Genomic DNA, 24,777 nt, shown 5'->3' with positions numbered 1-24,777 from the left:
GCCGGGTCGCCGGTCAGGCGCCGCCGCGTAGGCGACGAAGGAGCAAGCGGCGGTGCCTGACCGGCGGTCCGTGGTGGCCGCGAACTCGAGCGCGCCAGCGCTCCAAAAACACAGGAGCAACTGTGCGTGACATGGTCGAAATCGGTATGGGCAGGGTGGCCCGTCGGACCTACGAGCTCGATGACGTCGATATCGTCCCCTCGCGACGGACGCGTTCGTCCAAGCTGGTCTCGTTGGCCTGGCAGCTCGATGCCTACCGTTTCGAGATCCCGGTGCTCGCGCACCCCACCGACGCGCTGGTCTCGCCGGAGTTCGCGATCGAGCTGGGTCGCCAGGGCGGCCTCGGTGTGATCAACGGCGAAGGCCTCTGGGCGCGCCACGCCGACGTGCAGGCCAAGATCGATCAGCTGCTGGATCTGGTCGACAAGGGGGGTTACGAAAAGGCCATCTCGCTGCTGCAGGAACTGCACGCCGCGCCGATGCAGCCCGACCTGCTCGCCGCCGCCGTCGCGCAGGTCCGGGCGGCCGGGGTAACCACCTCGGTGCGCGTGAGCCCGCAGAACGCCCGCGCGTTGACCCCGGCGCTGCTCCAGGCCGGCATCGACCTGCTGGTCGTGCAGGGCACCATCATCTCCGCCGAGCATGTCGGCGGCGACGAGCCGCTCAACCTCAAGACCTTCATCGCCGAGCTGGATGTGCCGGTCGTGGCCGGCGGCGTGAGCGATCACCGCACCGCGCTGCACCTGATGCGCACCGGTGCGGCGGGCGTCATCGTCGGCTACGGCTCGTTCCCCGGCGCCACCACCACCGGCGAGGTGCTCGGCATCGGCGTCCCGATGGCGACCGCGATCGCCGATGCCGCCGCGGCTCGTCGCGATTACCTCGACGAGACCGGCGGCCGGTACGTGCACGTCATCGCCGATGGTGATGTGGCCACCTCGGGTCAGCTGGCCAAGGCCATCGCCTGTGGCGCCGATGCCGTGATGCTCGGTGTGCCGCTGTCGGCGTCGGCCGAGGCGCCCGGTCGTGGCTGGTACTGGCCCTCGGCCACCGCGCACCCCTCGGTGCCGCGTGGTTCGTTCCTGCCGGTCGACGAGGCCTGGCTCGACGGCCCCGACGGCGCGGTGGCCCGCCCGAACCTCGAGCGCGTGCTCTACGGCCCCTCCGACGACCCGTTCGGTTCGCTGAACCTGGTCGGTGGCCTGCGTCGTTCGATGGCCAAGGCCGGCTACTCCGACCTCAAGGAATTCCAGAAGGTCGGGCTCAGCGTCCGCTGAAAGCGCTAACGCACGTGGGTCAGTGAGACCCGATCCCGCAGGAACCGGGAGATCGCGGTATTGACCGGTTCCGGGTGGGTCATCGTGACGGCCAGGCGGGCGCCATCGATCTCCACGAAGGTGGAGGCGGTGAGCCCGTCGGCCAGCGTGCGAGCCCTCGCGCCCGCGATCCCGCTCTGCGTGGCGTGGATGATCAGCGCCGGGCAGGTGATCTCGCGCAAGCGGTCGAGCACCGAATCGCGCCCGAGCAGGCAGCCCACGGCGGCGTCGAGCCCGCTGTGGGCGTCGCCGACCCAGCGCCGGGTCCAGATGTCGCGGTACCAGGTGTCGTCGCCGATGAGCCAGTCGGCCAGCCGGCCCGCGGCCTCCTCGCGGGAGCTGCGGTCGTGCCACTCGTCGAGGAACCGCTGGGTTGCGGTGGACTGGCCGAGGGTCGGCCCGTGCGCCTCGGTACTGATCAAGATCAACGCGGCGACCCGTTCCGGCGCGACCAGCGCGGTCCGCAAGGCGGTGAAGCCCCCTTGCGCGGTACCGCCGATGATGGCGCGTTCGGCGCCGATCGAGTCGAGCACGGTCAGCGCGTCGCGGGCCGCGGTCCAGTAGGTGAAGGGCAACCGCTGGTCTTTGGTGCGGCCGTGACCGCGCGCGTCCCAGGCGACGATCCGGAATTCGGGTGCGAGTGCGGCCTGTTGCGAGGCGAACATCGTGCGATCCATGAAGAATTCGTGGGCGAGCAACACCACCGGACCCGTGCCACCGCTGTCCTCGTAGTAGATGTCGGCGTCGATCGCGCGGGCGAATGGCACGAGGACGAGGATAGCCAGAGCCACCCCGCCACGCCCAAGAATGTGGGCGCGTCGTGCACAGTCACTACGGCGAGTCCGGGCTCCGACGATGCCCGCTGCTTGCTCGTCGCACCCCGTCACTAAACTGTGTCGGTGGCAGATACTCAGAGACCGGTCCTCGTCGTCGACTTCGGCGCGCAGTACGCCCAGCTGATCGCCCGACGGGTGCGTGAGGCGCGGGTGTTCTCCGAGGTGATTCCCCACACGATGACAGTGGAAGAGATCGCCGACAAGCAGCCGCTGGCCGTGATCTTGTCCGGTGGGCCGTCGAGCGTATATGCCGAGGGCGCACCGCAACTCGACGCGCGGCTGTTCGATCTCGGCGTGCCCGTGTTCGGCATCTGCTACGGCTTCCAGGCGATGGCGCAGGCACTGGGCGGCACGGTGTCGCACACCGGCACCCGCGAATACGGCCGCACCGAACTGAACATCGACGGTGGTGTTCTGCACGGCGGTCTGCCGACCATCCAGCCGGTGTGGATGTCGCACGGTGACGCGGTGACCGACGCCCCCGAGGGCTTCGAGGTCACCGGCACCACCGCGGGCGCTCCGGTCGCCGCGTTCGAGGATCGCGCGCGTCGTCTGGCCGGTGTCCAGTACCACCCCGAGGTGCTGCACTCCCCGCACGGCCAGCAGGTGCTCAGCCGCTTCCTGCACGAGCTCGCGGGCATCCCCGCCCAGTGGACCCCGGCCAACATCGCCGAGTCGCTGATCGAGAGTGTGCGCGAGCAGATCGGTGACGGACACGCCATCTGTGGTCTGTCCGGTGGTGTCGACTCCGCCGTGGCCGCCGCGCTGGTGCAGCGCGCGATCGGTGACCGGCTCACCTGTGTGTTCGTCGACCACGGTCTGCTGCGGGCCGGTGAGCGCGAGCAGGTCCAGCAGGACTTCGTCGCCGCGACCGGCGCCAAGCTGGTGACCGTCGACGCGGTGGACAAGTTCCTGGGCGAACTGAAGGGCGTCTCCGATCCCGAGGAGAAGCGCAAGATCATCGGTCGCGAGTTCATCCGCTCGTTCGAGGACGCGGTCGCGGGCATCGTCATCGAAGAGGGCGCGGTCGAAGGCAGCGACCCGAAGGTCGAGTTCCTGGTTCAGGGCACCCTGTACCCGGACGTCGTCGAATCCGGTGGCGGCACCGGCACCGCGAACATCAAGAGCCACCACAATGTCGGCGGCCTGCCCGACGACCTCGAGTTCGACCTGGTCGAGCCGCTGCGCTTGCTGTTCAAGGACGAGGTCCGCGCGGTCGGTCGCGAACTGGGCCTGCCCGAGGAAATCGTTGCCCGCCAGCCCTTCCCTGGCCCGGGTCTCGCCATCCGCATCGTCGGCGAGGTGACCGCCGACCGGCTCGAACTGCTCCGCCAGGCCGACGCCATCGCCCGCGAAGAACTCACCGCCGCCGGTCTGGACAAGCAGATCTGGCAGTGCCCGGTCGTGCTGCTCGCCGACGTGCGTTCGGTCGGTGTGCAGGGCGACGGTCGCACCTACGGTCACCCGATCGTGCTGCGTCCGGTGTCGAGCGAGGACGCGATGACCGCGGACTGGACCCGGCTGCCCTACGACGTGCTGGAACGGATCTCGACGCGCATCACCAACGAGGTGGCCGACGTCAACCGCGTGGTCCTCGACGTGACGAGCAAGCCGCCGGGCACCATCGAGTGGGAGTGACCTAGACCGGTCGTGGCGGTGCCGCCTGGGTGAGCAGGAGCCTGCCCAGGAGGAAGCCGCCGGTGTGCGGTCGGTGGGTGGCCGGTGGCAGGACCTTCGCCAGCGGGGTTTCCGGTTGCTTATCGGATTGGTCCATCGCCCTTGTCCTCCAACTGGTCTCGTCCAACAGCAATGGCCCGTCACGATGACGGGCCATTGCTGGTTTCCTGGGTCGTCCTTCGGTCAGTGGTGTTTACGGCTCGGTGTCAGCGTGAGCAGCAGTCCGATGACGATGGCCGCGATCACCACGCCCCAGCCGACGGGCAGGATGCCGCCCTCGTCGGGGGTGGGTGCGCCCAGTAGTGCCCAGACGCTCACGGCCAGCGCGATCAGGCCGGTGGTCAGCAGGGTGAACGCGGGTCGGCGCCGGGTCTCGACGCTGTTCTGCTCAGCCACGATTCACCGCCGCCTCACCCATGTGCACCGCGACGCGCAGGTCCAGGACCGGGGCACCGGGGGTGTTGGGTCCGGAAATGCCGTCGGTGCAGTGTGATTCGCCCATGTCGACCTCGCAAGTAGTTTTCACGGTCATGTTCTCCGGTAGCAGGACGGTGGCCTCGCCCATGTTCACCGACACCTCGACGGTGCGGGATTCGGTGAGGTTCAGCTCGCGCAGGTCCAGCGTGCCCGAGCCCATGTTCACCGCGTAGGTCGGCTGTAGTTCGGTGAGCGCGACCGGTGCCCAGTTGTGGTCGCCCATGGTGGCGCTGTCGAATTCGATCGGCCCGATCAGGGAGGCCAACACCACGAAACCGGCCAGCGGGGCGGTGAGTATCAGCAGCCCGTACCCGCGCCGCAGGAACGCGCCGACGACGAGGCCGAGTCCGACCACGGCCAAGGCGAAGGCCGCGATCCGTGCCGGGGTCATCCATTCGACGCCCGAGGCTGCTGCGGCACCCGCCAGCGCCGCGGCGAGGATCGCCAGGCCGATGGTCACCGGAGTCAGCCGGGAGCGTGGACGTTTCGGTGCCGGTGGTGCCACGGGGGCGTGCTGGGGGGCCGCCTCCATGAGTTCCCAGGCGAGCGGGGCGACGGCGAGCGGATCCCAGCCGTTGGGCACCTGCGCGTTGATACGAGCGGGTTCCGGTGCGGGAAAGATGGTTCCGGGAAGATTCTTGTGCAGAACCGCGGTGGCGTAGTTCACTTCGGCTACAGGTGTCTCGATGACCTCGGCTTTCGGGCTGTCCGCGCGCTTGTCGAGATCGACGGGCGCGGCCGAATCATCAACCGGACGAACCGGATCCGCTGTCTGCTCGATCAAGCCTGCGGCTTTCGGTGCATCCGAAGTCGCGTCGGTGACGTCGAGGCGGCTGGTCGGCGCCGAATCCGCGTCATCTTGTTCGGGCTCGCCGGCTTCCGTCGGCGTCACAGTGATCCGGACCGTGTCTACCGAATCCGACGTGGTTTCACCGGTTTCGTCGATGTCCTTGTGCAGGACGACCGTCTCGGTGGCATCGACACGCAACAGCGGGGTCGATTCGGCCGTGGCCGTGCGGGCGGTCGCCGGATCGGGCACGTAGGCGTCGGGGAGCTTGGTGTAGGGCGTGTACATCCCCGTCGGCGGTACCTCCGGGTTGTACGGATAGCCGCGCACCGGGACGCCGGTCGGGTAGCCCGCACCCGGGTAGCCCGTCGTGCCGAGCGGAGAGCGGTAGGCATCGAACCCCGCGGGCAGCTCGGGATGACGCAGATACAGCATCCACCAGCCCGCGAGCATCAGCCCGAAGCTGACCACCCCGCCCCCGCCCATCCCCAGCCCGATCGGCCCCATGGTCGACACGGCGATCGCCAGCGCGACGATCAACACGATCGTCTTGGTCTGCGAATGCGACCCCCGATCGTGGGACGACAGGGCCTGCGCCGCCGACACCTCGTTGCCCGCCGACCCCAGCACCAGCCAGGCCAGCAGGTACAGCACGATCCCGGCCCCACCGAAAATGGTCGACACCACGAAGGCCACCCGCACGAGCACCGGGTCCACCCCGTACCGCAACCCGAAACCCGCCGCCACCCCGGCGATCGGCCCCTGCCGAGGCAGCCGGACGGGCCGCGTCTGCCACATCTGGTGAACCTGGTCGGAGAAGCTCGTTCTGCTCATGTCATCCATGGTGTGCCGAGCCACCCCTTTCGCACATCGGGGGTAACCCTGATAATTGCCCGGGTTCAGGGGCAGGGGGAGCGGTAGGCGACGTTCGCGACCTGCCCGCGCCAGACGGCTTCGGTGAGTCGGCCGGTCGACGCGCAGATCCGTGCGGCGACGGTCTCGGCGTCGAGATCCCACACGCCGAGCTGGCCGTTGTCGGTGACGATCACGAGCTGTTCGCCGTGGGGGTGCATCGCCATCTGTCGACGGCGACCGTCGGTGGGGCCGATCGGTCCGGCTCGTTTGCGCGGTGCGCGTGGGTCATCGAGGTTCCACAGCTTGGCCACCCCGTTGCCCGAGACGACCAGCTCGGTGCCGTCCGCTGAGACGGACATCCCGCTGATCGGTGCTGATTCAGCCCGAGCCACGTCGATTAGTGGGGTAAATGCGTCGGGTTCGTCGACGTTGCGCAGGCCGAACTGGTCAGGTTCCGTGACGGCGACGGTTCGGTTGTCGGGTAGGAAGTGGGATGGTTGGATGATGGTGTTTCGGCTGATCTCGGACTCGGTGGTCAATCGTGGGTGCTGCGGATCGTCCAGATTCCACATCTGGCGAAGATAGTGGGGGAGCCGACGGTCCCGCTCATCGAGCAACACCAGCTCGACCCGACTGCTATCGGAGCTGAAGGCTGTGTTGTAGACCGTGCCGATCGTTGCGTTGATCGGCACGCCGACGGGCACCGGGGTGGTTCGGTCGGTGATATCCCACATCTGTACCGAATTCGGGAAGCTCAGCAGCATCCGGTTGCCTGTGACCGTCGATAGTTGGGCGTCCCCGGTCGGCCAGCTGGGCAGCGCGCGTGGCCGACGTGGATCGCCGAGATCGAAGACTTTTCGCTGTTTGCCGGGACGGTCGTGAACAGAGAGCGTGCGTCCGTCTGAACTCAGCGCGATATTCGACAGCCCGGGTGAACCGGGAACAGTGGACAGGCGGACCGGGCGACGGATATCGGTGGTGTCCCAGATCGTCACGGCGCTGGTCCCGGACAGCATGGCCATCCGAACGCCGGTTCGATCGAACACAGGCATCGACGGCGTCCCGGATACCACGTCGATGGTCGATCGCGGCAGTGACCAGACACGCAGCAGTCCATCGTCACCTGCTCCGATCAGCGCTGGTTCGCCGGGAAGGAAGAGCATTGTCGTCGGTCCACCAACGCAGGGGGCGACTCGTAATTGTGGGCAGCCGGTCGGAGCCACCGACAGCGCGGGGCCTGCTTGGACAGGCTGTGCGGGGTCGGTGACGTTCCACAGTTGTCCGGCGCTACCGGTACTGGTGGCGAGTAGGTTTCCGCCTTCGTGGAAAACGATCGAGGCCAAGACACCGTTGTCGAGTCGCATCGACGTCCGATAGGAGGTCGGGTGATGTGGGTCGGTGATCTCCCAGATCTCGACTCGGCTCGATGGAGCGTTGACGGTGCCCTTTGCGCCGTAGTACCCCACGGCAAGACGAGTACCGTCGGGACTGAGTGCGAAGCCTCGCAGTTGGTCGTCGCCTGCAGTGGAGATCGGTGGTCCTACAGGACGAGCGGCGGCTGGATCGCGTACGTCCCACAGTTGCACGTAGTCGGGAACATCGAGGTCGATCGTGATGGTGCCGACGGCGAGAACCCCTTCTTCGGAACCGAACCCGATGATGTGGAGCTCGCCGGGCAGGGAGCGTGTGGCGATTCGCGACGGTCGCGTCCGATCGCGGATATCCCAGAGGGTCAGGGTCGACCCCTCGAGTTCGGCGAGGCGCGTTCCGCTCGGATCGACGGCGATCGTGGTCGCTCGGAGGGTGTCCAGAGTGTGGATCAGTCGTGGTGATTCCGGGGCGGCGAGATCCCACAGCTGGGTACCGGATGGGCCGATGGTGACCACGTCGGTGCTGCCCGCAACGAACTCGAACTCGTTGACGCGCGTTCCGAGCCCGGTGGTGAGACGGTGGGGCGCGAGGTGATCGCGGAGATCCCAGAAAGCTGTGTCGCCTACGTAGTCGATCGAGACCAGCAGGCGGTCGGACGATCGGAGCGCCAGCGTATCGACCCCCTGCTCGTGGGCGGGCTCGGTGATGGCGAGCGGAGAGTCCTGACTGTTGAGCAACTGGGTGCGCGTGGCTTCATCGGAACGAATTCGGTACGCAGCGAGCATGAACTGGGCCGATATCGAGGGGTCGATGGTCCGGGTCCGTTGCGCCGCGGTCACCAGTTCGGCGTAGTCGCGGTCCAGCGCGCGCTGATCGGCGAGCCTGCTGCGGTCGATCGCGATGACCCCGGTGGCGAGCAGTGCGAACACAACCATGACCGCCACGATCCGCCGGCGCCCACTGTTGCGTGCCGACCGCCGAGAGGCGTGAAGAAAGGTGCGCACGCGCGGACTGATCGGTGTCCGGCCGGTGTGCTCGTTCGCGTTGTCGAGTCGGGTCCCGCGATAGAGCAGCGCTGAATCATGTGCCGCTGCTTCCCATTCCGTCGCATCGTGCTCTAGCCTCTGCCGCACCAGGTGCCCGACCCGGTCGGTGTCGATCCAGCCGCGCAGCCGGGGCCACGCGGTCAGCACGATCTCGTGGGAGAACTGCACCGAGCCCGCGTCGAGGGCGATCAGTCTGCTGGCCGCGAGGACTTCGAGCGCTTCCGCTGAATTGTCGGGATCGTCGCTGCGGCCGAGCAATTCGGCACGGTCGACCGTGCGCCTGGTGTCACGCCCGTCCTGTCCGACGGTGACGAGCGAACCGAGCAATTCCTGCGCGGCGGTCTGCTGCCCCGGAGTCAGCTCGCTCCAGGCCAGCTCGGCGGTCTCGGCGACCGACCCCGCGACACCGCCCGCCTTGCGGTACCCGGCGACGGTGAGTTTGCGGCCTTCGCGTTGCTGCCAGGTCGCGGCCATCACATGTGACAGCAGTGGCAGCGCGCCGGGATCGTGGCCGTCGGCGCTGAGGTGCCCGCCGAGCCCGCGCAGTTCGGTGAGCACCAGCTCTTCCAAGCCGGGTTCGAGGGTGAGTCCGGCGGCGGCCGCCGGTCCGGTGATCGCGTGCGACACCTCGTCCATGGACATCGCGCCGAGCAGATAGTTGTTGTGCTGCAAGCTGTTCCGCAATAGCGGCTGGTGCAGGCATTGCTCATAGAAGTCGGCACGCAGCGCCAGGACGACCGTCACCGAATCGGGTAGGTCGGCGAGCGCGGACAGGAAGGCTGCACGTTCGGCTTCGTCCTGACACAGGGTGAACAGTTCCTCGAACTGGTCGACGATCAGAACCCGCACATCGTCGGTCAGCGCCGCGGCGAGTCCGGCGGTCGGCGTCGCACCCGGCGTCATGGTGGCGGCGGGCAGGTCGATGGCCGGTCGCAGGCCCGCCGCGAGCAGCGAGGACTTGCCCGCGCCCGACGCGCCGATCAGCACGACGATGCCGGTGGTGGCGCGGACCAGTTCGACGAATTCGGCGGTGGCCTGCTCGCGTCCGAAGAACAAGGTGTGCTCCTCGGGTAGGTAGGCGCGCAGGCCGGGGTAGGGGCAGGTCTCGCCGTCGCCCGCGGCTGCGGTCCAGGTGACCGACTCCTGCCACAGCCGTTGCCACTCGTGTGGGTCGGCGAGCTTGCGCGGTAGATCGCGCTGGGCCTTCGCGGTCATCTCGACAAGCGTGAGGACCGCCGGCAGCAGCGATTCGAAGCGAGCGGGCACATTACGCCCGGCCTTCCAGTCACTGATCCGCTGCGGTGACGGCGTGGCCGCCTGGGCCCCGCGCATGCGCCGCTCGGTGGCCGTGGCTACCCGACGCAAGGTCGGATTGCCCGCCGCGGCATAGAGTTCGGCGAACCGCTGGGCGAAAAGCGCACGCGGCGAAGAACTCTGCTCGTCACTGTTGGTCAAGGAACCCCCCGTTCGATGAAAACGACCGAGGGTCATGGTATTCGGCTCGATCGGGACCCGGCGAGTCGCCGGGCCCCGGCTCGGCCTACAGGAACATGGTGTCGCCGAAGATCGAGTTCGTCGCGCTCACCTGTCCGGTGCTCGCGGTGACCGTCGCCCACGAGTAGACGTTGAGCGGCCCACCGCAGTTGCCCACCATCAGATGGAAGTCACGGTTCACCAGATAGGTGGTGCCCGAACCGAGGGGCATGGATCCCACGTCGATCTTCTTGATCTCGCCCGGCGCCAGCGACAGGCTCAGATCGAGACCGGCGGAGATGGACGGGCCGATGTCGGCGGACACATCGGGGCCGGACGAGCCGAACCCGATGGTGGCCCCCGCGCCCACCGAGATGCCGCCGTCGAGCCCGACCGACAGGGTCAGGTCCACCGCGCAGGCGACGAGATAGCCGGAGCTGACTTTGCCGGTCGCGCGGGGCGGAGCGGTGACGTAGGCGGTGTTGTCGAGAAACACCTCGCGATTGGTCGGCATCGCGTTGAGCGGGGGGACCAGCCGGTAGGCCTCCTCGGTATGGCCGAGGGTGAGTTCGAAGCCGACGGGCCCGTGATAGGTCGTCTCGTGCGGTGCCATCGGCGTCGCCGAAGCGATCGGCGTCATCCCGATGGCGCTCAGTCCGATCGCAGCGGCGCCCAGCACGGTGGTGATGATGTTCACGTGTTCCTCCCCTGAAGCGGCGGCCGTGATTGCGGCCTGCCATCAACGTAGGAAGAGCTTCTGCGGCCGGGCTTTCGGAGTGCCCGCCCGTCGGCTTAAAAGACCTGTTGAGGACCCTGTGGCGGAGTTTCCGGTCCGGCGGTCCGCCGCCGGCGTTCCGGTCCGTCACCGGATCGGCCATACCCCCAGGTAGGGCGTTATTTTTGTCCGGACCGGACAGGTCGGCGCCCAGGTCAGCGGCGGATCGTCGATATCGGGGACGATATCGGGGACTTTCCTGATGTCGGCGCCCCGCCCCGCGTGCCACTATCGAGAGCATGGATCCGTCTGTTCCCGCTCGCGAGGCCACCCAGGGGTACCCCCACGGGTACGGCAGTGTCCCTGGGAACGACGCGCACCCCGCATCCGGCGCACAGAACGGGTTTCGACCCGCGGTCGGCAACAGTGCGGTGGGTCGTGCGCCGGTGGCCGCGAACGGGATTCAACCGGGTAATGCGGTAGGGCCTTCCGATGGGCCGGGGGCCGCGGCGAATCCGCGGTCCGGTGGGCATCGGCCGCGCGGTCGTTTCGTAGAGCGCGCGTTCGGGGGACAGCAGCCTGCGGTTCATGGGGCGCCGCAGCACTACCTTCCGCCGCCGCAGTACCGGGCCGCGCCGGGGTATCCGGGGGGCCCGCAGGGCTATGGCGTGCCTCGCGGCTATCGGCCCATGCTGCCTGCCCCCGGTCCCGAACCGGTGGGTGCGCCGTTGCCGGAGCCCCCGCGCCTGGTCCGTCGCAGTGGTGGGCGGGTGGTCGGCGGTGTCGCGGGTGGTCTGGCCGACCATCTCGGCGTCGATGTGATCAAGGTGCGGCTGGCGTTCGTGCTGCTGTCCGCGATTGTCGGTGCGGGGCTGGTGGCCTACGGGCTGCTGTGGATCTTCACGCCCGGTGGCGCGGACGCCGTGAAACCGACCGGTGACGAGCGCAGGCAGGCGATCGGGCTGGCCCTGCTCGGGCTCGGGCTCACGGTGACGGTGGGGTGGCTGTTCCAGGGGACCGCGGCGCAGGTGATCGCGCCGATCGTGGTGGTCGCGGTCGGCGCCGCGCTGGTGTGGCGTGAATACGATGTGGCCGCGCCGGGTCCACGGGCCCTGTTCGGGCTGCCCGCGCGACCCTCGGTGGTCACCTGGTCGCGCATCGTGGCCGGGGCGACGCTGATCGTGGTCGGGCTCGGGGTGGTGGTGCTGGCCAGGATCGATCTCAGTTCGCTCGGGTCCGCGCTGATCGCGGTGGCGGTCACCCTGGTCGGCGCCGGCCTGCTGACGGTGCCGCTGTGGTTGCGCATGGTCCGCGCGCTCAATGCCGAGCGCGGCGCCCGCATCCGCAACGAGGAACGCGAGGAGATCGCCTCCCATCTGCACGATTCGGTGTTGCAGACGCTCGCGCTGATCCAGCGTCAGGCCGAGGACCCCCAGGAGGTGCTCCGCCTGGCCCGCAGTCAGGAGCGCGAACTGCGCAAGTGGCTCTTCGACGACACCGCGCCCGCCCAGTCCAGCCTGGCCACCGCACTGCGCACCATCGCGGGCGAGGTGGAGGACCAGCACGGCGTGAAGGTCACCCCGGTCACCGTCGGCGATGTCGCGATGGACCCCGGCGACACCGGCGCCGGCTTGCCCAAGGAACATTTCACCGCCCTGCTCGGCGCCACCCGCGAGGCACTGGTCAACGCCGCCAAGCACGCCGACGTCCCCGAGATCGACCTGTTCGCCGAGACCGAACCCCACCAGGTGAGCATCTTCGTGCGCGACCGCGGCGCCGGTTTCGACGTGTCGGCGGTGCCTGCCGACCGGCGCGGGGTGGCCAAGTCGATCTGCGCCAGAATCGAGCGCCGCGGCGGCACCGCCGAGATCGACTCGACCCTCGGGCGCGGCACCGAGGTGCGGATTGTCATGCCGCGCACCGACTCGGGGACCTCGGAGCCGGACGAGGTCGCGAGCGAGGATGAGCCGACCACCGATGACCGCGCGTCGACGCAGGACCATCCGACCGACCCCTGAGTGCGCGATCGCACCGAACCCGAGCCGATTTCGACGCCCGGACACCGCGGTGTGGTACCGATGACAGCAGGTCGATCGAGACGGTTCTACTGAGGAGTCTTGTAGTGAGTGTGCGGGTGTTCCTGGTCGACGATCATGCGGTCTTCCGGTCGGGGGTGCGGGCCGAGCTGAGCCGCGAGACCGATATGGAGGTCGTCGGTGAGGCGGGGGCGGTGGCCGAGGCGATCGCCGGGATCGATGCCGCGAAGCCGGATGTGGTGCTGCTCGATGTGCACATGCCCGATGGCGGTGGGGTGGCGGTGCTGAGCGGAATCGCCCAGGGGCCGGTGTGTTTGGCGTTGAGCGTGTCCGACGCGGCCGAGGATGTGATCGCGGTGATCCGGGCGGGGGCGCGCGGGTATGTCACCAAGACGATTTCCGGTGCCGAGCTGGCCGACGGCATCCGCCGGGTCGCGGGCGGGGACGCGGTGTTCAGTCCGCGGTTGGCCGGTTTCGTGCTCGACTCGTTCACCGGGCGCTCGCCCGTTCCCGAGCCGCCACTCGATCCCGAATTGGACTCGCTCACCCCGCGTGAGTTGGAGGTGCTGCGCTTGCTCGCGCGTGGTTACACCTACCGGGAGATCGCCGAATCCTTGTTCATCTCGGTGAAGACCGTCGAGACGCACGCGTCGAATGTGCTGCGCAAGACCCAGCAGTCCAATCGCAATGCGCTCACCCGTTGGGCGCACCGACGACGGATCGAATGATCACATCACGGCGATGATGATCGCGATCAGAATGATCAGGCCGATCAGCACGCCCGCGCCGATGGCGAGGGGGGCGCCGTTGGGCAGATTGTCGATGAAGCTGCCGGTGCGCTGTTGGGGTGCGGCGGCGGTGGCGGCGACCGGGGCCCGGTGCGGACGCGGGAGGGGGGAGGAGTTGGGGCTGCGCAGGCCGCTGGCGGAGTTGCGGGTGGACCAGGCGGGGATGGTGCCGTCTTCGGCGCGCAGCGGCACACCGAGGATGTAGGCGCCGGTGCCGGGGCCGAAGGCGGCGGTGAGGATCTCGTCGCGGGCCTCGGCCATGGTCGGGCGGCGCTGGGGCGCGGGCTCGAGCATGTGCAGCAGCGGCTGGGTGAGGATGCCACTGCGGGTGGGCGGGATGATCCGGCCCATCGCGGCCGTGGCGACGACGTCGTTCTCGTCGGAGTCGAAACCGAACGGCGGCTGGCCTTCCAGCGCGGTGTAGAGGGTGGCGCCGAGGGAGAACACATCGCTGGCCTCGGTGGGCCGGGCGCCGCGCGCGACCTCGGGCGGGAGGTAGGCGGGGGTGCCGGTGATCACACCGTCGGGTTCGTCACCCTGGGCGTCGCCCGCGCCGCGCGAGATGCCGAAGTCGCTGAGTTTGGCCAGGCCCACGCTGTTGCCGCGGTCGGCGACGAGGATGTTGCCCGGCTTGATATCGCGGTGCACGATGCCCGCGGCATGCGCGGCGGCGAGCGCGTCGGCCACCTGCGCGCCGATCTGGGCGACCTCGACCGCGGGCAGCGTGTCGACCAGCGCGAGCGCCTTGGCCACGCTGCGCGAGGGTAAGTACTCCATGACGAGCCACGGCTCGCCCGCCTCGATCACCACGTCGTGCACGGAGACGGCGTGAATGTGCGACAACTTGGCGGCCACCCGGCCCTCGTGCACGATGGCGCTGCGGATTCGCTCGGCCTCGGCCGCGCTCAGTCCCGCGGTGGACAGCACCTGCTTGATCGCGACTTCCCGGTTCAGCAACCGATCGGTCGCGAGCCAGACCGCACCCATGCCACCCCCGCCCAGCTTGGACTGCAGGCGGTAGCGACCCGCGACCAGGTAGTCGGGGCCGATATGGGGACGAGCACGTTCGGTCACGGGTGCGAGGGTAGCCGAATATGGCGCTGACTGGCCGGGATCTTCGGGGTGCTTCGCGGTGGACACGGGGTGGGGGTGGGTGTCACGCTGGTCGCTATCGAACGTATATTCGAATACGATCGATAGCTGAAACGGTGCTGTCGTTTCGGCGCGGGGCGGTTTTCCGCTCGCGGGTCCATCGTGGAAGTAGGTGGTGTTGATGGGTTCGGAAGCGTTGTCGCCCGATCGTGGCATGCTCGACGAGCTGCGTAGGCGCATGGCCGCAGTGCCGGGGCGCGGTGAGTCCGCGACCGGGCACATGCCGCGTGAGCAGCAATTACGTCGCGATTTGTTGCCGGTTCCGCCGCCGCTGGCCGATCTGCTGCCCGATGGCGGGCTGCCCAAAGGGGCGGTGGTCGCCTACACCGGCGCGCACTCCCTGCTGACCGGACTGCTCGCCGCCGTCACCGGAAACGGCGGCCACGCGGCGGTGGTCGGCCTGCCCCGGCTCGGTTTGCTGGCCGCCGCGGAGATGGGCGCCCGGTTGTCCCACCTGGCGGTGATCGCCGACCCCGGCCCCGACCCCGCCGAGGTGGCCGCGGTCCTGCTCGACGGCCTCGACCTGGTGGTCCTCGGCCTCGGCGGCCTCGCCGTCCCGCCCGCCCGCTGTCGCGTCCTCGCCGCCCGCGCCCGCAATCGCGGCGCCACCCTCGTCGTCGCGGGCGAATGGGCCAACCCGACCCTGCGCCTGGACTCCCGCGTCACCGGCTACCGCGGCCTCGGGGCCGGTCGCGGACGCCTGCGTTCGGTCTGCCTCGACGTGCGCGTCAGCGCCAAGGCGGGCCAGACCCGCCACGGCCACATGGACCTGTGCGCCCAGGTCGGGCGCACCGAATGGCTGCCTCGCGAAACCGTGAGCGGTGCAACGGAAGTCACCGCGCTACACGAGGCCGTCTCATGACCGCCGACCTGTTGTCGGGTTCCGGTCGATGGGCGTGAGGGGATCCACCGACTGTCCGGCGGTCGCCGGACAGTCGCCGCGGGTCTCCCGTTTGTTCCCGAGTCGCTCTCGGCACGCCGTTGCGGTTGCTGATCGCCTACCGCATTCGTGGCGGGTGTCTCGGTTCGGACGTGGTGTGGCGTGTGGATCGGCGGTGTCGTGGTGACGAGTGTCGATCGGGTGCTGGCGGTGTGGTGCCTGGACTGGCCCGCGGTGGCCGCGGCCGCGGCGGAGGGGGTGTCGGCGGAGCGGCCGATCGCGGTGTTGCGGGGCAGTTCGGTGGTGGCGTGTTCGGCGATCGCGCGGGCCGAGGGCGTGCGGCGGGGGATGCGGCGGCGGGACGCGCAAGGGTGTTGTCCGGGACTTGTTGTCGTGCAGGATGATCCGGAGCGGGACGCGCGGTTGTTCGAGCCGGTGGTGGGAGCTGTCGATGAGACGGTGCCGGGCGTCGAGGTGTTGCGGCCCGGGCTCATCGTGCTCGGAGCACGCGGTGCCGCACGGTATTTCGGCTCCGAGGAGGCCGCGGTGGTGCGGTTGATCGACGCGGTCGCCGTAGCGGGAGCGGAGGCGCAGATCGGGATCGCCGATGCCATGTCGACGGCGGTGATCGCGGCCAGGCGCGGGGCGATCGTGGTGCCGGGGGAGGGCGCGAAGTACCTCGCTGGGCTCTCGGTCTCCGAGCTCGCGGTGGAACCGAGCCTGGCCGCACCGGAACGCACAGAGCTGGTAGACCTGTTGCGGCGCTTGGGATTGCGCCGCATCGGTGATTTCGCGCGCCTGTCTCCGGCCGAAGTGGCCTCCCGGTTCGGCGCCGACGCCGTGCTCGCCCATCGCACCGCCCGCGCCCTGCCGGAACGCCCACCGTCGGCGCGCCGCCCCGCTCCGGAACTGACCGTCGAGCTGGCCTGCGATCCGCCCATCGACCGGGTCGACGCGGCCGCGTTCGCGGGCAGGCAACTGTCCACCCGGCTGCACGCGGTGTTGTCGGCGGCGGGCGTGGCCTGCACCCGGCTCGCCGTCACCGCGCGCACCGAGGCGGGGGAGGAGCTCACCAGGATCTGGCGCTGCGCCCGTCCGCTCACTCCCGTCGACACCGCCGACCGTGTCCGCTGGCAGCTCGACGGCTGGCTCACCCACCGCGCCCGCCCCACCGGCCCGATCGTGGAGCTCACGCTGGAACCGGTCGAGGTGGTCGCCGCCGGTGCGCTGCAACTCGGTCTGTGGGGCGGCGAAGGCGAGGAGACCGAACGTGCCCGCCGCGCGCTGGTCCGCGTGCAGGGCCTGCTCGGCGGCGAAGCGGTCCGCATCGGCGTGCTCAGCGGCGGGCGCGGCCCCGCCGAACGCATCACCATGATCGCCCTCGGCGACGAACTGACCCCCGCCGCCGACCCCACCCAGCCCTGGCCGGGTCGACTCCCCGAACCCGCCCCCACCCTGCTCCTGCTGCACCGCCCGGTCGTGCACCTGACCGCCGCCGACGGCGCCCCCGTCCTGGTCACCGACCGCGGTCTGTTCACCGCCACCCCCACCCGTTTGCGCTGGGGCCGCAAGGAATGGGCGCTGCTGGGCTGGGCGGGCCCGTGGCCGGTCGCCGAACGATGGTGGTCCACCGCCGAACCCACCTCCCTGGCCGTGCGCGTCCAAGTCCAGCTCGACGCCGACCCCACCGAAATCCGCGCCGTCCTGCTCGTCTACGACGCCGCCCTTTGGCACGCCGAGGGCGTCTACGAGTGACGACTCAGCTCGACCGGGCACTTCCGTCGAACTTCGACCACCCTGCTGAACCCTGCGCACCAGTCACGCACTTCCGGACTGATCGCACCGAGCAACCGCAAGGCGTCATTGTGGCGAGCCGTGATGTTGACATCGAGGAGCGGTTCCATATGTGAGACCCGGTTGCGCAGGCCGTGCAATCGGCTCGCTCGATCCGCAACAACAAGGCCGTGTGGGTCGTTTACCGCGTGTGGGAAGGCAAGGCGCAACGCATCTCGCCACAAAACCTGGCGGCCGCGATAGCTGGCATCACCAGCATTCGGTGTCGGCAAAAGTTTCGGCCAGACTCCAAAAGTGATCTGCGCGAGCACGTCGTCGTGGGTGATCACCGCGCCTTTGCGTGGATGCTTCGAGTCGCGGTTGCCGTCGGCTTCGGTGGCGTGTTGTGTCGCGGTCTTGCGGGATCCTCTGGTCAGCGAGTTGAGCGGCCGAGCGGGGTCGATGAGCCAGTCGGCGCCATGGGTCGCGCCTGTGCGTGTGTGATGTGGTTGACAGGCGTTCCAGGTACGGAGTTGTTGATCGATGGCGTTGCGTAGGGCAACTTCGCTGATGGCGAGGACCTGCTGGAAGGCTGCCGATAGATGAAGGTTCCACTTGTAGAGTTCCAGCGCGAGGAAGGGGTCGTTGCCACAGCGCGCACTGTAGGTAGCGAGTCGTACCGGGTGGAGATGTTTGTTGACGGCAATGATCGTGGCGCGTGTTGGCATCCCGGTTTCCCCCCGCTATCATCGATGACAGATACGAGGACAAGGTCCCTCGTAAACACATGGAGTTTCCCCCGCGACAGCTAGGTCGTGGGGGTTCTTCTTTGTTCGGCCCACCCTGTCTTGTCGAAGTGACGGCGACCACTGTACCGACCTCGACCCAGGCTTCCAATTGGTCGTTCAACTGGTTCTACAGTGAACAAGGCCTGTCTCGGATCGCCCGGAAGGCTCGGTCGCGGGAGGAGCGCTGTGAACCCATTCGAGGGCATGTTGTGTACGGCGGCCGCGGCCGACCTTCCGCTGCTCGGCACCGCGGGGCACTTCACCGGATGGCTGTGTATCGAGCATCCCGGCGCGTGGGGCGGTGATGTGATCGGTGATGAGGTGCTCGGTCCGGAGATCACCGCCGAACTGGCGGCGCGGACGTCCGCGGCGCGGGTTCGGCCGACGCTGATCCGCCGTCCGGGCCGCAACGAGTTCACGGGTACCCGCACGGTGCTACTGGTCAGTTCGCGGCCGGAGGGCTCCTGGTGTGAGCGGTTCGAGATCACCGACCTGCGCCAACTCTTCGACATCGACCTGCATCTCGTCGACGGACCGGCACCGGGAATCGGTGTGCGGGTGGATGATCCGGTGGTCTTGGTCTGCGCCCACGGTAAACGCGACCAGTGCTGTGCCCTGTTGGGCCGCCCGATCGCCGCCGCCCTTGCCGCCGATTACCCGGGCCGGGTCTGGGAGGCCTCACACACCGGTGGTCACCGTTTCGCCCCCGCGGTCGTCCTGCTTCCCTCCGGCCTCACCTACGGCCGTGTCGACGCCCCTGCCGCCAAGGCGATGCTCGAAGCGGCCGACGTCGACGAGGTCTCCCTGACCGGTCTCCGCGGCCGCAGCTGCTACCCCCCGATCTCCCAGCTCGCTGAAGTGGCTGTGCGCGAACAGTTCCCGGCCGGCGCCACCGACCTCACCGTCCACCCCGACCCGGCTCCCACCGATGACCCGACCCTGGCGGGCGCCGCCGTCGTCACCCACCGCGACGGCCGCCGCTGGCGCGTCACCGCCCGCACCGTCCCCGCCGCTCCCCGCCAAGCCAGCTGCGGCGCCGCCCCCAAGCCGGCCACCTACCTGGAAGCCGCTGCCGTAGAACAACTCTGCGAGCCATCCACCATCCAGCCCGAACAGTCCGCCGACCGCTGAGGGTCGGTGGACTATCGGAACTCCGGCGGAATGGCTCTTCCGCACGATCGCCCGGCGGCCCTACCGTCGACTCCATGAGTGACATCCGCGAAATCGGCAAGGACGAAACCGAGCTGGCGGCCCCTGCCCTGCTGGAGCTACGCCCACGGTGGGAGACGACATCGCGGCTGGCCGAGTTCATCGACACCGAACTCCGTCCCGAGGGCTACCGGCTGGTCGGGAGCTTCGAACCGGGTTCTCCCACAGCGCTATCGGTGGCGGGTTTCCGCGAATCCCACTCCACCGCCTGGGGCCACCACCTCTACGTCGACGACGTCTCCACCCTCCCCGCGGTGCGCGGTCGAGGCCACGCCGACCACCTGCTCGACTGGCTCACCGCCGAGGCCAGGCGCCTGCGGTGCACGGGGATCCACCTGGACTCCGGCGTCGGCCCCACCCGAGCCGCCGCCCATCGCCTCTACATGCGCCACCACCTGGCCATCACCGCCCACCACTTCACCCTCGACCTGCAGTGAATCGCGGGCGGACCCGGAATCTGTGCCCCGAATTCCTGTGGGCCCGAGGCGAATTGAGTGACTACGTGGGGGTCACCAATGCGTACCGGGCACCCAGCGAGCCGCGCGGCGCAGAGCGGTACCGGTGACCTTTCGGGCGGCGGAACGGGTTTTCGGATCTGTCCGAGGGGTCGAGACGGCGGCGGGGGTGTCTTCGGCCGATTCACCCTTGGCCGCAGGGGAATCCGGCAGCGCGCGGTAGTAGCGGTGCAAGATGCGGTCGCGGAGTTTGGGGGTGATGATGCCGCCGTATTCGGCGATCGTGCCGAGGGGAACGTCGATACGCCTGGGGCGTTCGGCGAGGGCGCGGACGATCGTGCCCGCGGCCCACTCGGGGGATTCGGAAGGACCCTGGTCGCCGCTGGGGGCGATCATCGGGGTGCGCACCAGCGGCATGTGAATGGTGGTGAAAGTGACTCCGTCGGCGAGGGTTTCGACCGAGGCGACCTCGGTGAACTTGTCCAGGGCCGCCTTGCTGGCGAGATAGGCGGCGAAGCGGGGAGTGGCCACCTGCACGCCGGCGCTGGAGATATTGACGATGTGGCCGAAGCCGCGCTCGCGCATCTGTGGCAGCAGGGCCAACGTCATCCGCAGCGCGCCGAAGTAGTTGACCGCCATGGTGCGTTCGAAGTCGTGCAGGCGGTCGGTGGAGCGGTGGATGGCGCGGCGGATGGACCGGCCCGCGTTGTTGACCAGCATGTCGACGTGGCCGTGCTGGTCGAGAATGGCCTTGACCGCCGAATCCACGGATTCGGAATCGGTGACATCGCACGGGTAGCCGTAGGCCAGCCCGCCCGCGTCGACGATCTCGGTGACCACCGCGGCCAGTTCGTCGGCGCGGCGCGCGAGCAGGAACACGACCCCGCCCTTGTCGGCCACCGAGAGTGCGGCGGCCCGTCCGATCCCGGAGGACGCGCCGGTGATCACGACATGCCTGCCGGTGAGATCGCGCCGCTTGCGGCCCCGTTCACCTGGAGAAACCTGAGACATCACTGCTCCTTTGCAGCTCGTTCCCTCGAACTTACTCCAAAGTAAGTTCGAGAGCCAGGGCCCTCGAGAAACTCGAAAATATGTTCGAATCCCTCTCCCCATTATTCGAACGTATGTGCGATACTGGTGCGCATGGCGGACGATCGGATGGCGGACATCTATGCCGCGGTGCGGCTCGGCGGTGGCGACCCTGATGCGGCGCGCGCGGCGCTGACCAGGCTGTGGAGTGAGATAGGGGAAGGTGGCGACCCGTTGCATCGCTGCGTGGTGGCACATCACCTGGCGGATGTGCAGGAGTTGCCGGAGGGTGCGTTGCTGTGGGACCAGCGGGCGCTGGCCGCGGTGTTCGGGCCGGGCATCCCGCTCGATGAGGGACTGCGCGGGTTCCTGCCCTCGCTGTATCTGAACCTGGCCGACAGTCACCGCCGTGTCGGTGACTTCGAGATGGCGCGGATGCAGTTGGCGATCGCGCGCGGGCACCTGGATGTGCTCGCCAACGATGCCTACGGCGCGGTGATCCGCTCGGGTCTCGGGCATGTGGAGGCTGCGCTGGAATCGCGGTCGATGGAGCGTTTGCCCGCGAATTGAGTTGTCTTCCAACACGAAAGGGATGTGGTGATGCGGGGGTCGTGAGAGGAGTGGGTGCATGGGCTGGAGCAACGGTCCGCCGACCTGGTCGGAACTGGAACGGGTACTCTCGGGCAAGCCGAGCGGCAGGCCCGCGGAGGACATGCACCCCGGCGACGGCGGCGACAGTCCGGCCTGGTCACGCAAACGCGGCGAGTACCACGCCGGCGGGCTCGACCGGCCGACCGGCCCGACGGTGCCCTTCGCCGAGCTGCACACCCACTCCGCCTACAGCTTCCTCGACGGCGCGAGTCAGCCGGAGGAGCTGGTGGAGGAGGCGGTGCGGCTCGGTCTGGAAGCGCTCGCGCTCACCGACCACAACGGGTTCTACGGGACCGTCCGGTTCGCCGAGGCGGCCAGGGAATGGGGAATGCCAACGGTTTTCGGTGCCGAACTGTCACTGGGAACCGATGCGAAGGCGGCGCCGGGCCGAGGGGATGCGGTCCGGCGCCGTTCTGTCCCTCGGGGCGGGGTGCGAGCCACTGCCGATGACGCGGTCGAGCGAGGACACGCGCACGCGCCGGACTCGGTGCCGCGCACCGGATCTCCCGACCCGTTCGGCCCGCATCTGCTGGTGCTGGCCAGGGGGCAGGAGGGGTACCGGCGGCTCTCCAGGGAGATGACCACGGCGCACATGGCCGCGGGGGAGAAGGGCGTGCTGCGCTACGACCTCGACACGCTCGCCGCGGCGGCGGGCGGACACTGGCACATTCTCACCGGCTGCCGAAAAGGTCACCTGCGCACCGCGCTCGAACACGATCTACGCGGTGGCGATATTCGGCTGCCGAAAGCCGAAGCGGCACTGCGGGATCTGATCGAGCGATTCGGCTCGGACCGGGTGAGTGTGGAGCTCACCCATCACGGCATCGCCACCGATGACGAGCGCAACGCCCTGCTGATCGCGCTGGCCGACCGGCTCGATGTTCCCGTACTCGCCACCACCGGTGCGCATTTCGCGTCACCGGCGCAACGTCGCCGGGCGATGGCACTGGCCGCGATCCGCGCCAGGAGCAGTCTCGACGAGATGGCGGGCTGGCTCGCTCCCACCGGCGGTGCGCACCTGCGTTCGGGTACGGAGATGGCGCACCTGTTCGCCGACTACCCGCACGCGGTGGCGAACGCGGTGACGCTGGCTCGCGAATGTGCGTTCGACCTGGGGCTGATCGCTCCGAACCTGCCGCCGTTCGAGGTGCCGCCCGGCCACGACGAGAACTCCTGGCTGCGCGACCTCGCCTATACGGGCGCGGCGCGCCGCTACGGGCCGAGGCAGCGAAACACCACGGCGTATCAGCAGATCGACCACGAACTAGCGGTGATCGCGGACCTGAACTTTCCCGGCTATTTCCTGGTGGTGCACGACATCGTCCAGTTCTGCAAGGACAGCGACATCCTGTGCCAGGGCCGGGGTTCGGCCGCCAACTCCGCGGTCTGCTACGCCATCGGCATCACCAATGTCGACCCGGTCGGCAACCAACTGCTGTTCGAGCGGTTCCTCTCGCCCGAGCGCGACGGGCCACCCGACATCGATGTCGATATCGAATCCGACCGCCGCGAGGAGGCCATCCAGCACGTCTACGCCAAGTACGGGCGCGACTTCGCCGCTCAGGTGGCGAACGTGATCACCTACCGGGGCAAGTCCTCGGTGCGCGATGCCGCACGGGCACTGGGCTTTTCACCCGGACAGCAGGACGCGTGGAGCAAACAGGTGAGCCGCTGGTCCGGGGTGGCCGCCGAGACGGGCACCGATATCCCGGACACGGTTCTCGAACTCGCGGGCGAACTCGACGGTCTGCCCAGGCATTTGGGCATCCACTCCGGCGGCATGGTGATCTGTGATCGACCGATCGCCGACGTGTGTCCGGTGGAGTGGGCGCGGATGGCCGGGCGCAGTGTGCTGCAGTGGGACAAAGACGATTGCGCCGCGGTCGGTTTGGTCAAGTTCGACATGCTCGGCCTCGGCATGCTCTCGGCGCTGCACTACATGATCGACCTGGTGCGCGAGCACAAGGGCGAGACAGTGGAACTGCACGCGCTCGACCTCACCGAAGCCGGCGTCTACGAGATGCTGCAACGCGCGGACTCGGTCGGGGTGTTCCAGGTGGAGTCGCGCGCGCAGATGGCGACGCTGCCCCGGCTCAAGCCGCGTAATTTCTACGATCTGGTCGTCGAGGTGGCGCTGATCCGCCCCGGACCGATTCAGGGCGGCTCGGTGCATCCCTATATCCGCAGGCGTAACGGCAAGGAGCCGGTGGTGTTCGACCATCCCTCGCTGGAGCGCTCGCTCACGCGCACGCTCGGCATCCCGCTGTTCCAGGAACAGCTGATGCAGATGGCGGTCGATGTCGCCGGTTTCAGTGCGGCCGAAGCCGATCAGCTGCGCCGCGCGATGGGATCCAAACGTTCGCCGGAGAAGATGCAACGGTTGAAGGCCAGGTTCTACGAGGGCATGCGGACGCTGCACGGCATCACCGGCGAGGTCGCCGACCGCATCTACGAGAAGCTCTACGCCTTCGCCAATTTCGGTTTCCCCGAAAGCCATTCGCAGAGCTTCGCCGCGATCGTGTTCTATTCGTCGTGGTTCAAGCTGCACCATCCGGCCGCGTTCTGCGCCGGGTTGTTGCGCGCGCAGCCGATGGGTTTCTACTCACCGCAGTCGCTGGTTGCCGACGCCCGCCGCCACGGGGTGCGCGTGCACGGCCCCGATATCAACGCCAGCCGTGCCGAACCCACCCTCGAGAACGCGGGCACCGAGATCCGGCTCGGCCTGTCGGGCGTGCGCCACATCGGCACCGACCTCGCCGACCGCATCGTCGCCACCCGCGCCGAACACGGCCCCTTCACCTCGATGCTCGACCTCACCGGCCGCATCGAACTGACCATCCCCCAAACCGAATCCCTCGCCACCGCAGGCGCGTTGAGCACCTTGGTCGACACCTCGACCGAGCACTCGGTGACGAGCTCTCGGCGGGCGGCGCTGTGGGCGGCGGGAGCGGCGGCCCAGGAACGCGCGAACCTCCTGCCCGGTACCGGCCCGGCCGTCGCGGCACCCGCGCTGCCCGGCATGAGCGCACTCGAACTCGCCGCCGCCGACGTCTGGGCCACCGGTATCTCGCCCGACACCTACCCCACCGAGTTCCTTCGCGCCCATCTGAATTCGCTCGGTGTCGTCCCGGCCTGCGATCTACTGCTCGTCGAGGACGGCGCGCGAATCCTGGTGGCAGGCGCTGTCACCCACCGTCAGCGCCCCGCCACCGCCGCGGGCGTCACCTTCCTCAATCTCGAAGACGAGACCGGCATGGTCAATGTGGTCTGCTCGGTCGGCCTGTGGACCCGCTACCGCCGCCTCGCCCAGAACGCCACCGCCCTGCTCATCCGTGGCCGCATCCAAAACGCCGAGGGCGCGGCCAGCCTCGTCGCCGACCACCTCGAACACTTGGACCTGACCATCGTGGCCCGCTCCCGTGACTTCCGCTGACAGCGCGCTCCGCCTTCGAACACGAGTCAC

19 protein-coding genes are annotated in these 24,777 nt (G+C 68.8%); 10 read left to right on the top strand and 9 right to left on the bottom strand.

Going from position 1 to position 24,777, the window contains the following annotated elements; all coding sequences use genetic code 11:
• Positions 1-122: 122 nt before the first annotated feature.
• Positions 123-1,277 (top strand): GuaB3 family IMP dehydrogenase-related protein, encoded by a 1,155-nt coding sequence (locus ASD42_RS18170; RefSeq protein WP_056818200.1) that lies wholly within the window; start codon positions 123-125, stop codon positions 1,275-1,277.
• 5 nt (positions 1,278-1,282) lie between these two features.
• On the opposite strand, the gene ASD42_RS18165 is transcribed toward ASD42_RS18170, so the two are convergent.
• Positions 1,283-2,083, bottom strand: coding sequence for an alpha/beta fold hydrolase (locus tag ASD42_RS18165; RefSeq protein ID WP_056819211.1), 801 nt, complete (start codon positions 2,081-2,083; stop codon positions 1,283-1,285).
• 132 nt (positions 2,084-2,215) lie between these two features.
• Between ASD42_RS18165 and guaA the strand changes: the two genes are divergently transcribed.
• Positions 2,216-3,790, top strand: coding sequence for a glutamine-hydrolyzing GMP synthase (gene guaA / locus ASD42_RS18160; RefSeq protein ID WP_370585280.1), 1,575 nt, complete (start codon positions 2,216-2,218; stop codon positions 3,788-3,790).
• 1 nt (position 3,791) lies between these two features.
• On the opposite strand, the gene ASD42_RS35630 is transcribed toward guaA, so the two are convergent.
• The 5 genes from ASD42_RS35630 to ASD42_RS18140 form a co-directional block, all read right to left on the bottom strand.
• Complete coding sequence (locus ASD42_RS35630) at positions 3,792-3,926, bottom strand: hypothetical protein (RefSeq protein ID WP_268793533.1); 135 nt, start codon at positions 3,924-3,926, stop codon at positions 3,792-3,794.
• An 86-nt stretch (positions 3,927-4,012) separates the two neighbouring features.
• Positions 4,013-4,225 carry a hypothetical protein gene (locus tag ASD42_RS18155; protein ID WP_056818196.1) on the bottom strand — a complete coding sequence of 71 codons (213 nt, stop codon included), beginning with the start codon at positions 4,223-4,225 and terminating at the stop codon, positions 4,013-4,015.
• The gene (locus ASD42_RS18150) at positions 4,218-5,927 is read right to left on the bottom strand and encodes a PspC domain-containing protein (RefSeq protein ID WP_235569663.1); all 1,710 of its coding nucleotides are present in this window, start codon (positions 5,925-5,927) and stop codon (positions 4,218-4,220) included. The genes ASD42_RS18155 and ASD42_RS18150 overlap by 8 nt, the downstream gene beginning before the upstream one ends.
• A gap of 65 nt (positions 5,928-5,992) precedes the next feature.
• Positions 5,993-9,820 carry an NACHT and WD repeat domain-containing protein gene (locus ASD42_RS18145; RefSeq protein WP_056818192.1) on the bottom strand — a complete coding sequence of 1,276 codons (3,828 nt, stop codon included), beginning with the start codon at positions 9,818-9,820 and terminating at the stop codon, positions 5,993-5,995.
• An 85-nt stretch (positions 9,821-9,905) separates the two neighbouring features.
• On the bottom strand, positions 9,906-10,535 hold the full coding sequence (locus ASD42_RS18140; RefSeq protein ID WP_056818190.1) for an MspA family porin: 630 nt from the start codon (positions 10,533-10,535) through the stop codon (positions 9,906-9,908).
• A 707-nt stretch (positions 10,536-11,242) separates the two neighbouring features.
• Between ASD42_RS18140 and ASD42_RS18135 the strand changes: the two genes are divergently transcribed.
• Together ASD42_RS18135 and ASD42_RS18130 are read left to right on the top strand one after the other, a co-directional pair.
• Positions 11,243-12,571: an ATP-binding protein gene (locus ASD42_RS18135; RefSeq protein ID WP_056818188.1), complete on the top strand. Its 1,329-nt coding sequence runs from the start codon at positions 11,243-11,245 to the stop codon at positions 12,569-12,571.
• A 110-nt stretch (positions 12,572-12,681) separates the two neighbouring features.
• Positions 12,682-13,317, top strand: a complete 636-nt coding sequence (locus ASD42_RS18130; RefSeq protein WP_056819208.1) for a response regulator — start codon at positions 12,682-12,684, stop codon at positions 13,315-13,317.
• Here ASD42_RS18130 and ASD42_RS18125 read toward each other — a convergent pair whose 3' ends face one another.
• On the bottom strand, positions 13,318-14,451 hold the full coding sequence (locus tag ASD42_RS18125) for a serine/threonine-protein kinase (protein ID WP_056819206.1): 1,134 nt from the start codon (positions 14,449-14,451) through the stop codon (positions 13,318-13,320).
• Positions 14,452-14,650: 199 nt separating this feature from the next.
• Here ASD42_RS18125 and ASD42_RS18120 point away from each other — a divergent pair, with 199 nt between their 5' ends.
• Positions 14,651-15,391 carry a hypothetical protein gene (locus ASD42_RS18120; protein WP_056818185.1) on the top strand — a complete coding sequence of 247 codons (741 nt, stop codon included), beginning with the start codon at positions 14,651-14,653 and terminating at the stop codon, positions 15,389-15,391.
• 201 nt (positions 15,392-15,592) lie between these two features.
• Entirely contained in the window at positions 15,593-17,164 is a 1,572-nt protein-coding gene (locus tag ASD42_RS18115; RefSeq protein WP_056819204.1) for a DNA polymerase Y family protein, read from the top strand.
• Here ASD42_RS18115 and ASD42_RS18110 read toward each other — a convergent pair.
• A complete protein-coding gene (locus ASD42_RS18110; protein ID WP_056818183.1) occupies positions 17,155-17,910 on the bottom strand; it encodes a hypothetical protein in 756 nt (251 codons plus the stop codon). The genes ASD42_RS18115 and ASD42_RS18110 overlap by 10 nt on opposite strands.
• Before the next feature lie 264 nt (positions 17,911-18,174).
• Here ASD42_RS18110 and ASD42_RS18105 point away from each other — a divergent pair, with 264 nt between their 5' ends.
• Both ASD42_RS18105 and ASD42_RS18100 read left to right on the top strand, forming a co-directional pair.
• Entirely contained in the window at positions 18,175-19,101 is a 927-nt protein-coding gene (locus ASD42_RS18105) for a sucrase ferredoxin (RefSeq protein WP_056818182.1), read from the top strand.
• A 74-nt stretch (positions 19,102-19,175) separates the two neighbouring features.
• Positions 19,176-19,616 carry a GNAT family N-acetyltransferase gene (locus tag ASD42_RS18100; protein WP_056818180.1) on the top strand — a complete coding sequence of 147 codons (441 nt, stop codon included), beginning with the start codon at positions 19,176-19,178 and terminating at the stop codon, positions 19,614-19,616.
• Between the two features lie 72 nt (positions 19,617-19,688).
• Here ASD42_RS18100 and ASD42_RS18095 read toward each other — a convergent pair whose 3' ends face one another.
• Complete coding sequence (locus ASD42_RS18095; RefSeq protein ID WP_056818179.1) at positions 19,689-20,645, bottom strand: SDR family NAD(P)-dependent oxidoreductase; 957 nt, start codon at positions 20,643-20,645, stop codon at positions 19,689-19,691.
• 132 nt (positions 20,646-20,777) lie between these two features.
• Between ASD42_RS18095 and ASD42_RS18090 the strand changes: the two genes are divergently transcribed.
• Together ASD42_RS18090 and ASD42_RS18085 are read left to right on the top strand one after the other, a co-directional pair.
• Positions 20,778-21,233 (top strand): hypothetical protein, encoded by a 456-nt coding sequence (locus tag ASD42_RS18090; protein WP_063816123.1) that lies wholly within the window; start codon positions 20,778-20,780, stop codon positions 21,231-21,233.
• A 58-nt stretch (positions 21,234-21,291) separates the two neighbouring features.
• Positions 21,292-24,747 carry an error-prone DNA polymerase gene (locus tag ASD42_RS18085; RefSeq protein ID WP_056818177.1) on the top strand — a complete coding sequence of 1,152 codons (3,456 nt, stop codon included), beginning with the start codon at positions 21,292-21,294 and terminating at the stop codon, positions 24,745-24,747.
• Positions 24,748-24,777: the final 30 nt, after the last annotated feature.

This window comes from Nocardia sp. Root136 (genome assembly GCF_001427185.1).
Taxonomy (GTDB): Bacteria; Actinomycetota; Actinomycetes; order Mycobacteriales; family Mycobacteriaceae; genus Nocardia; species Nocardia salmonicida.
Note: the sequence above shows the minus strand (reverse complement) of the source record. Positions and strands in the feature narration are given on the sequence as shown.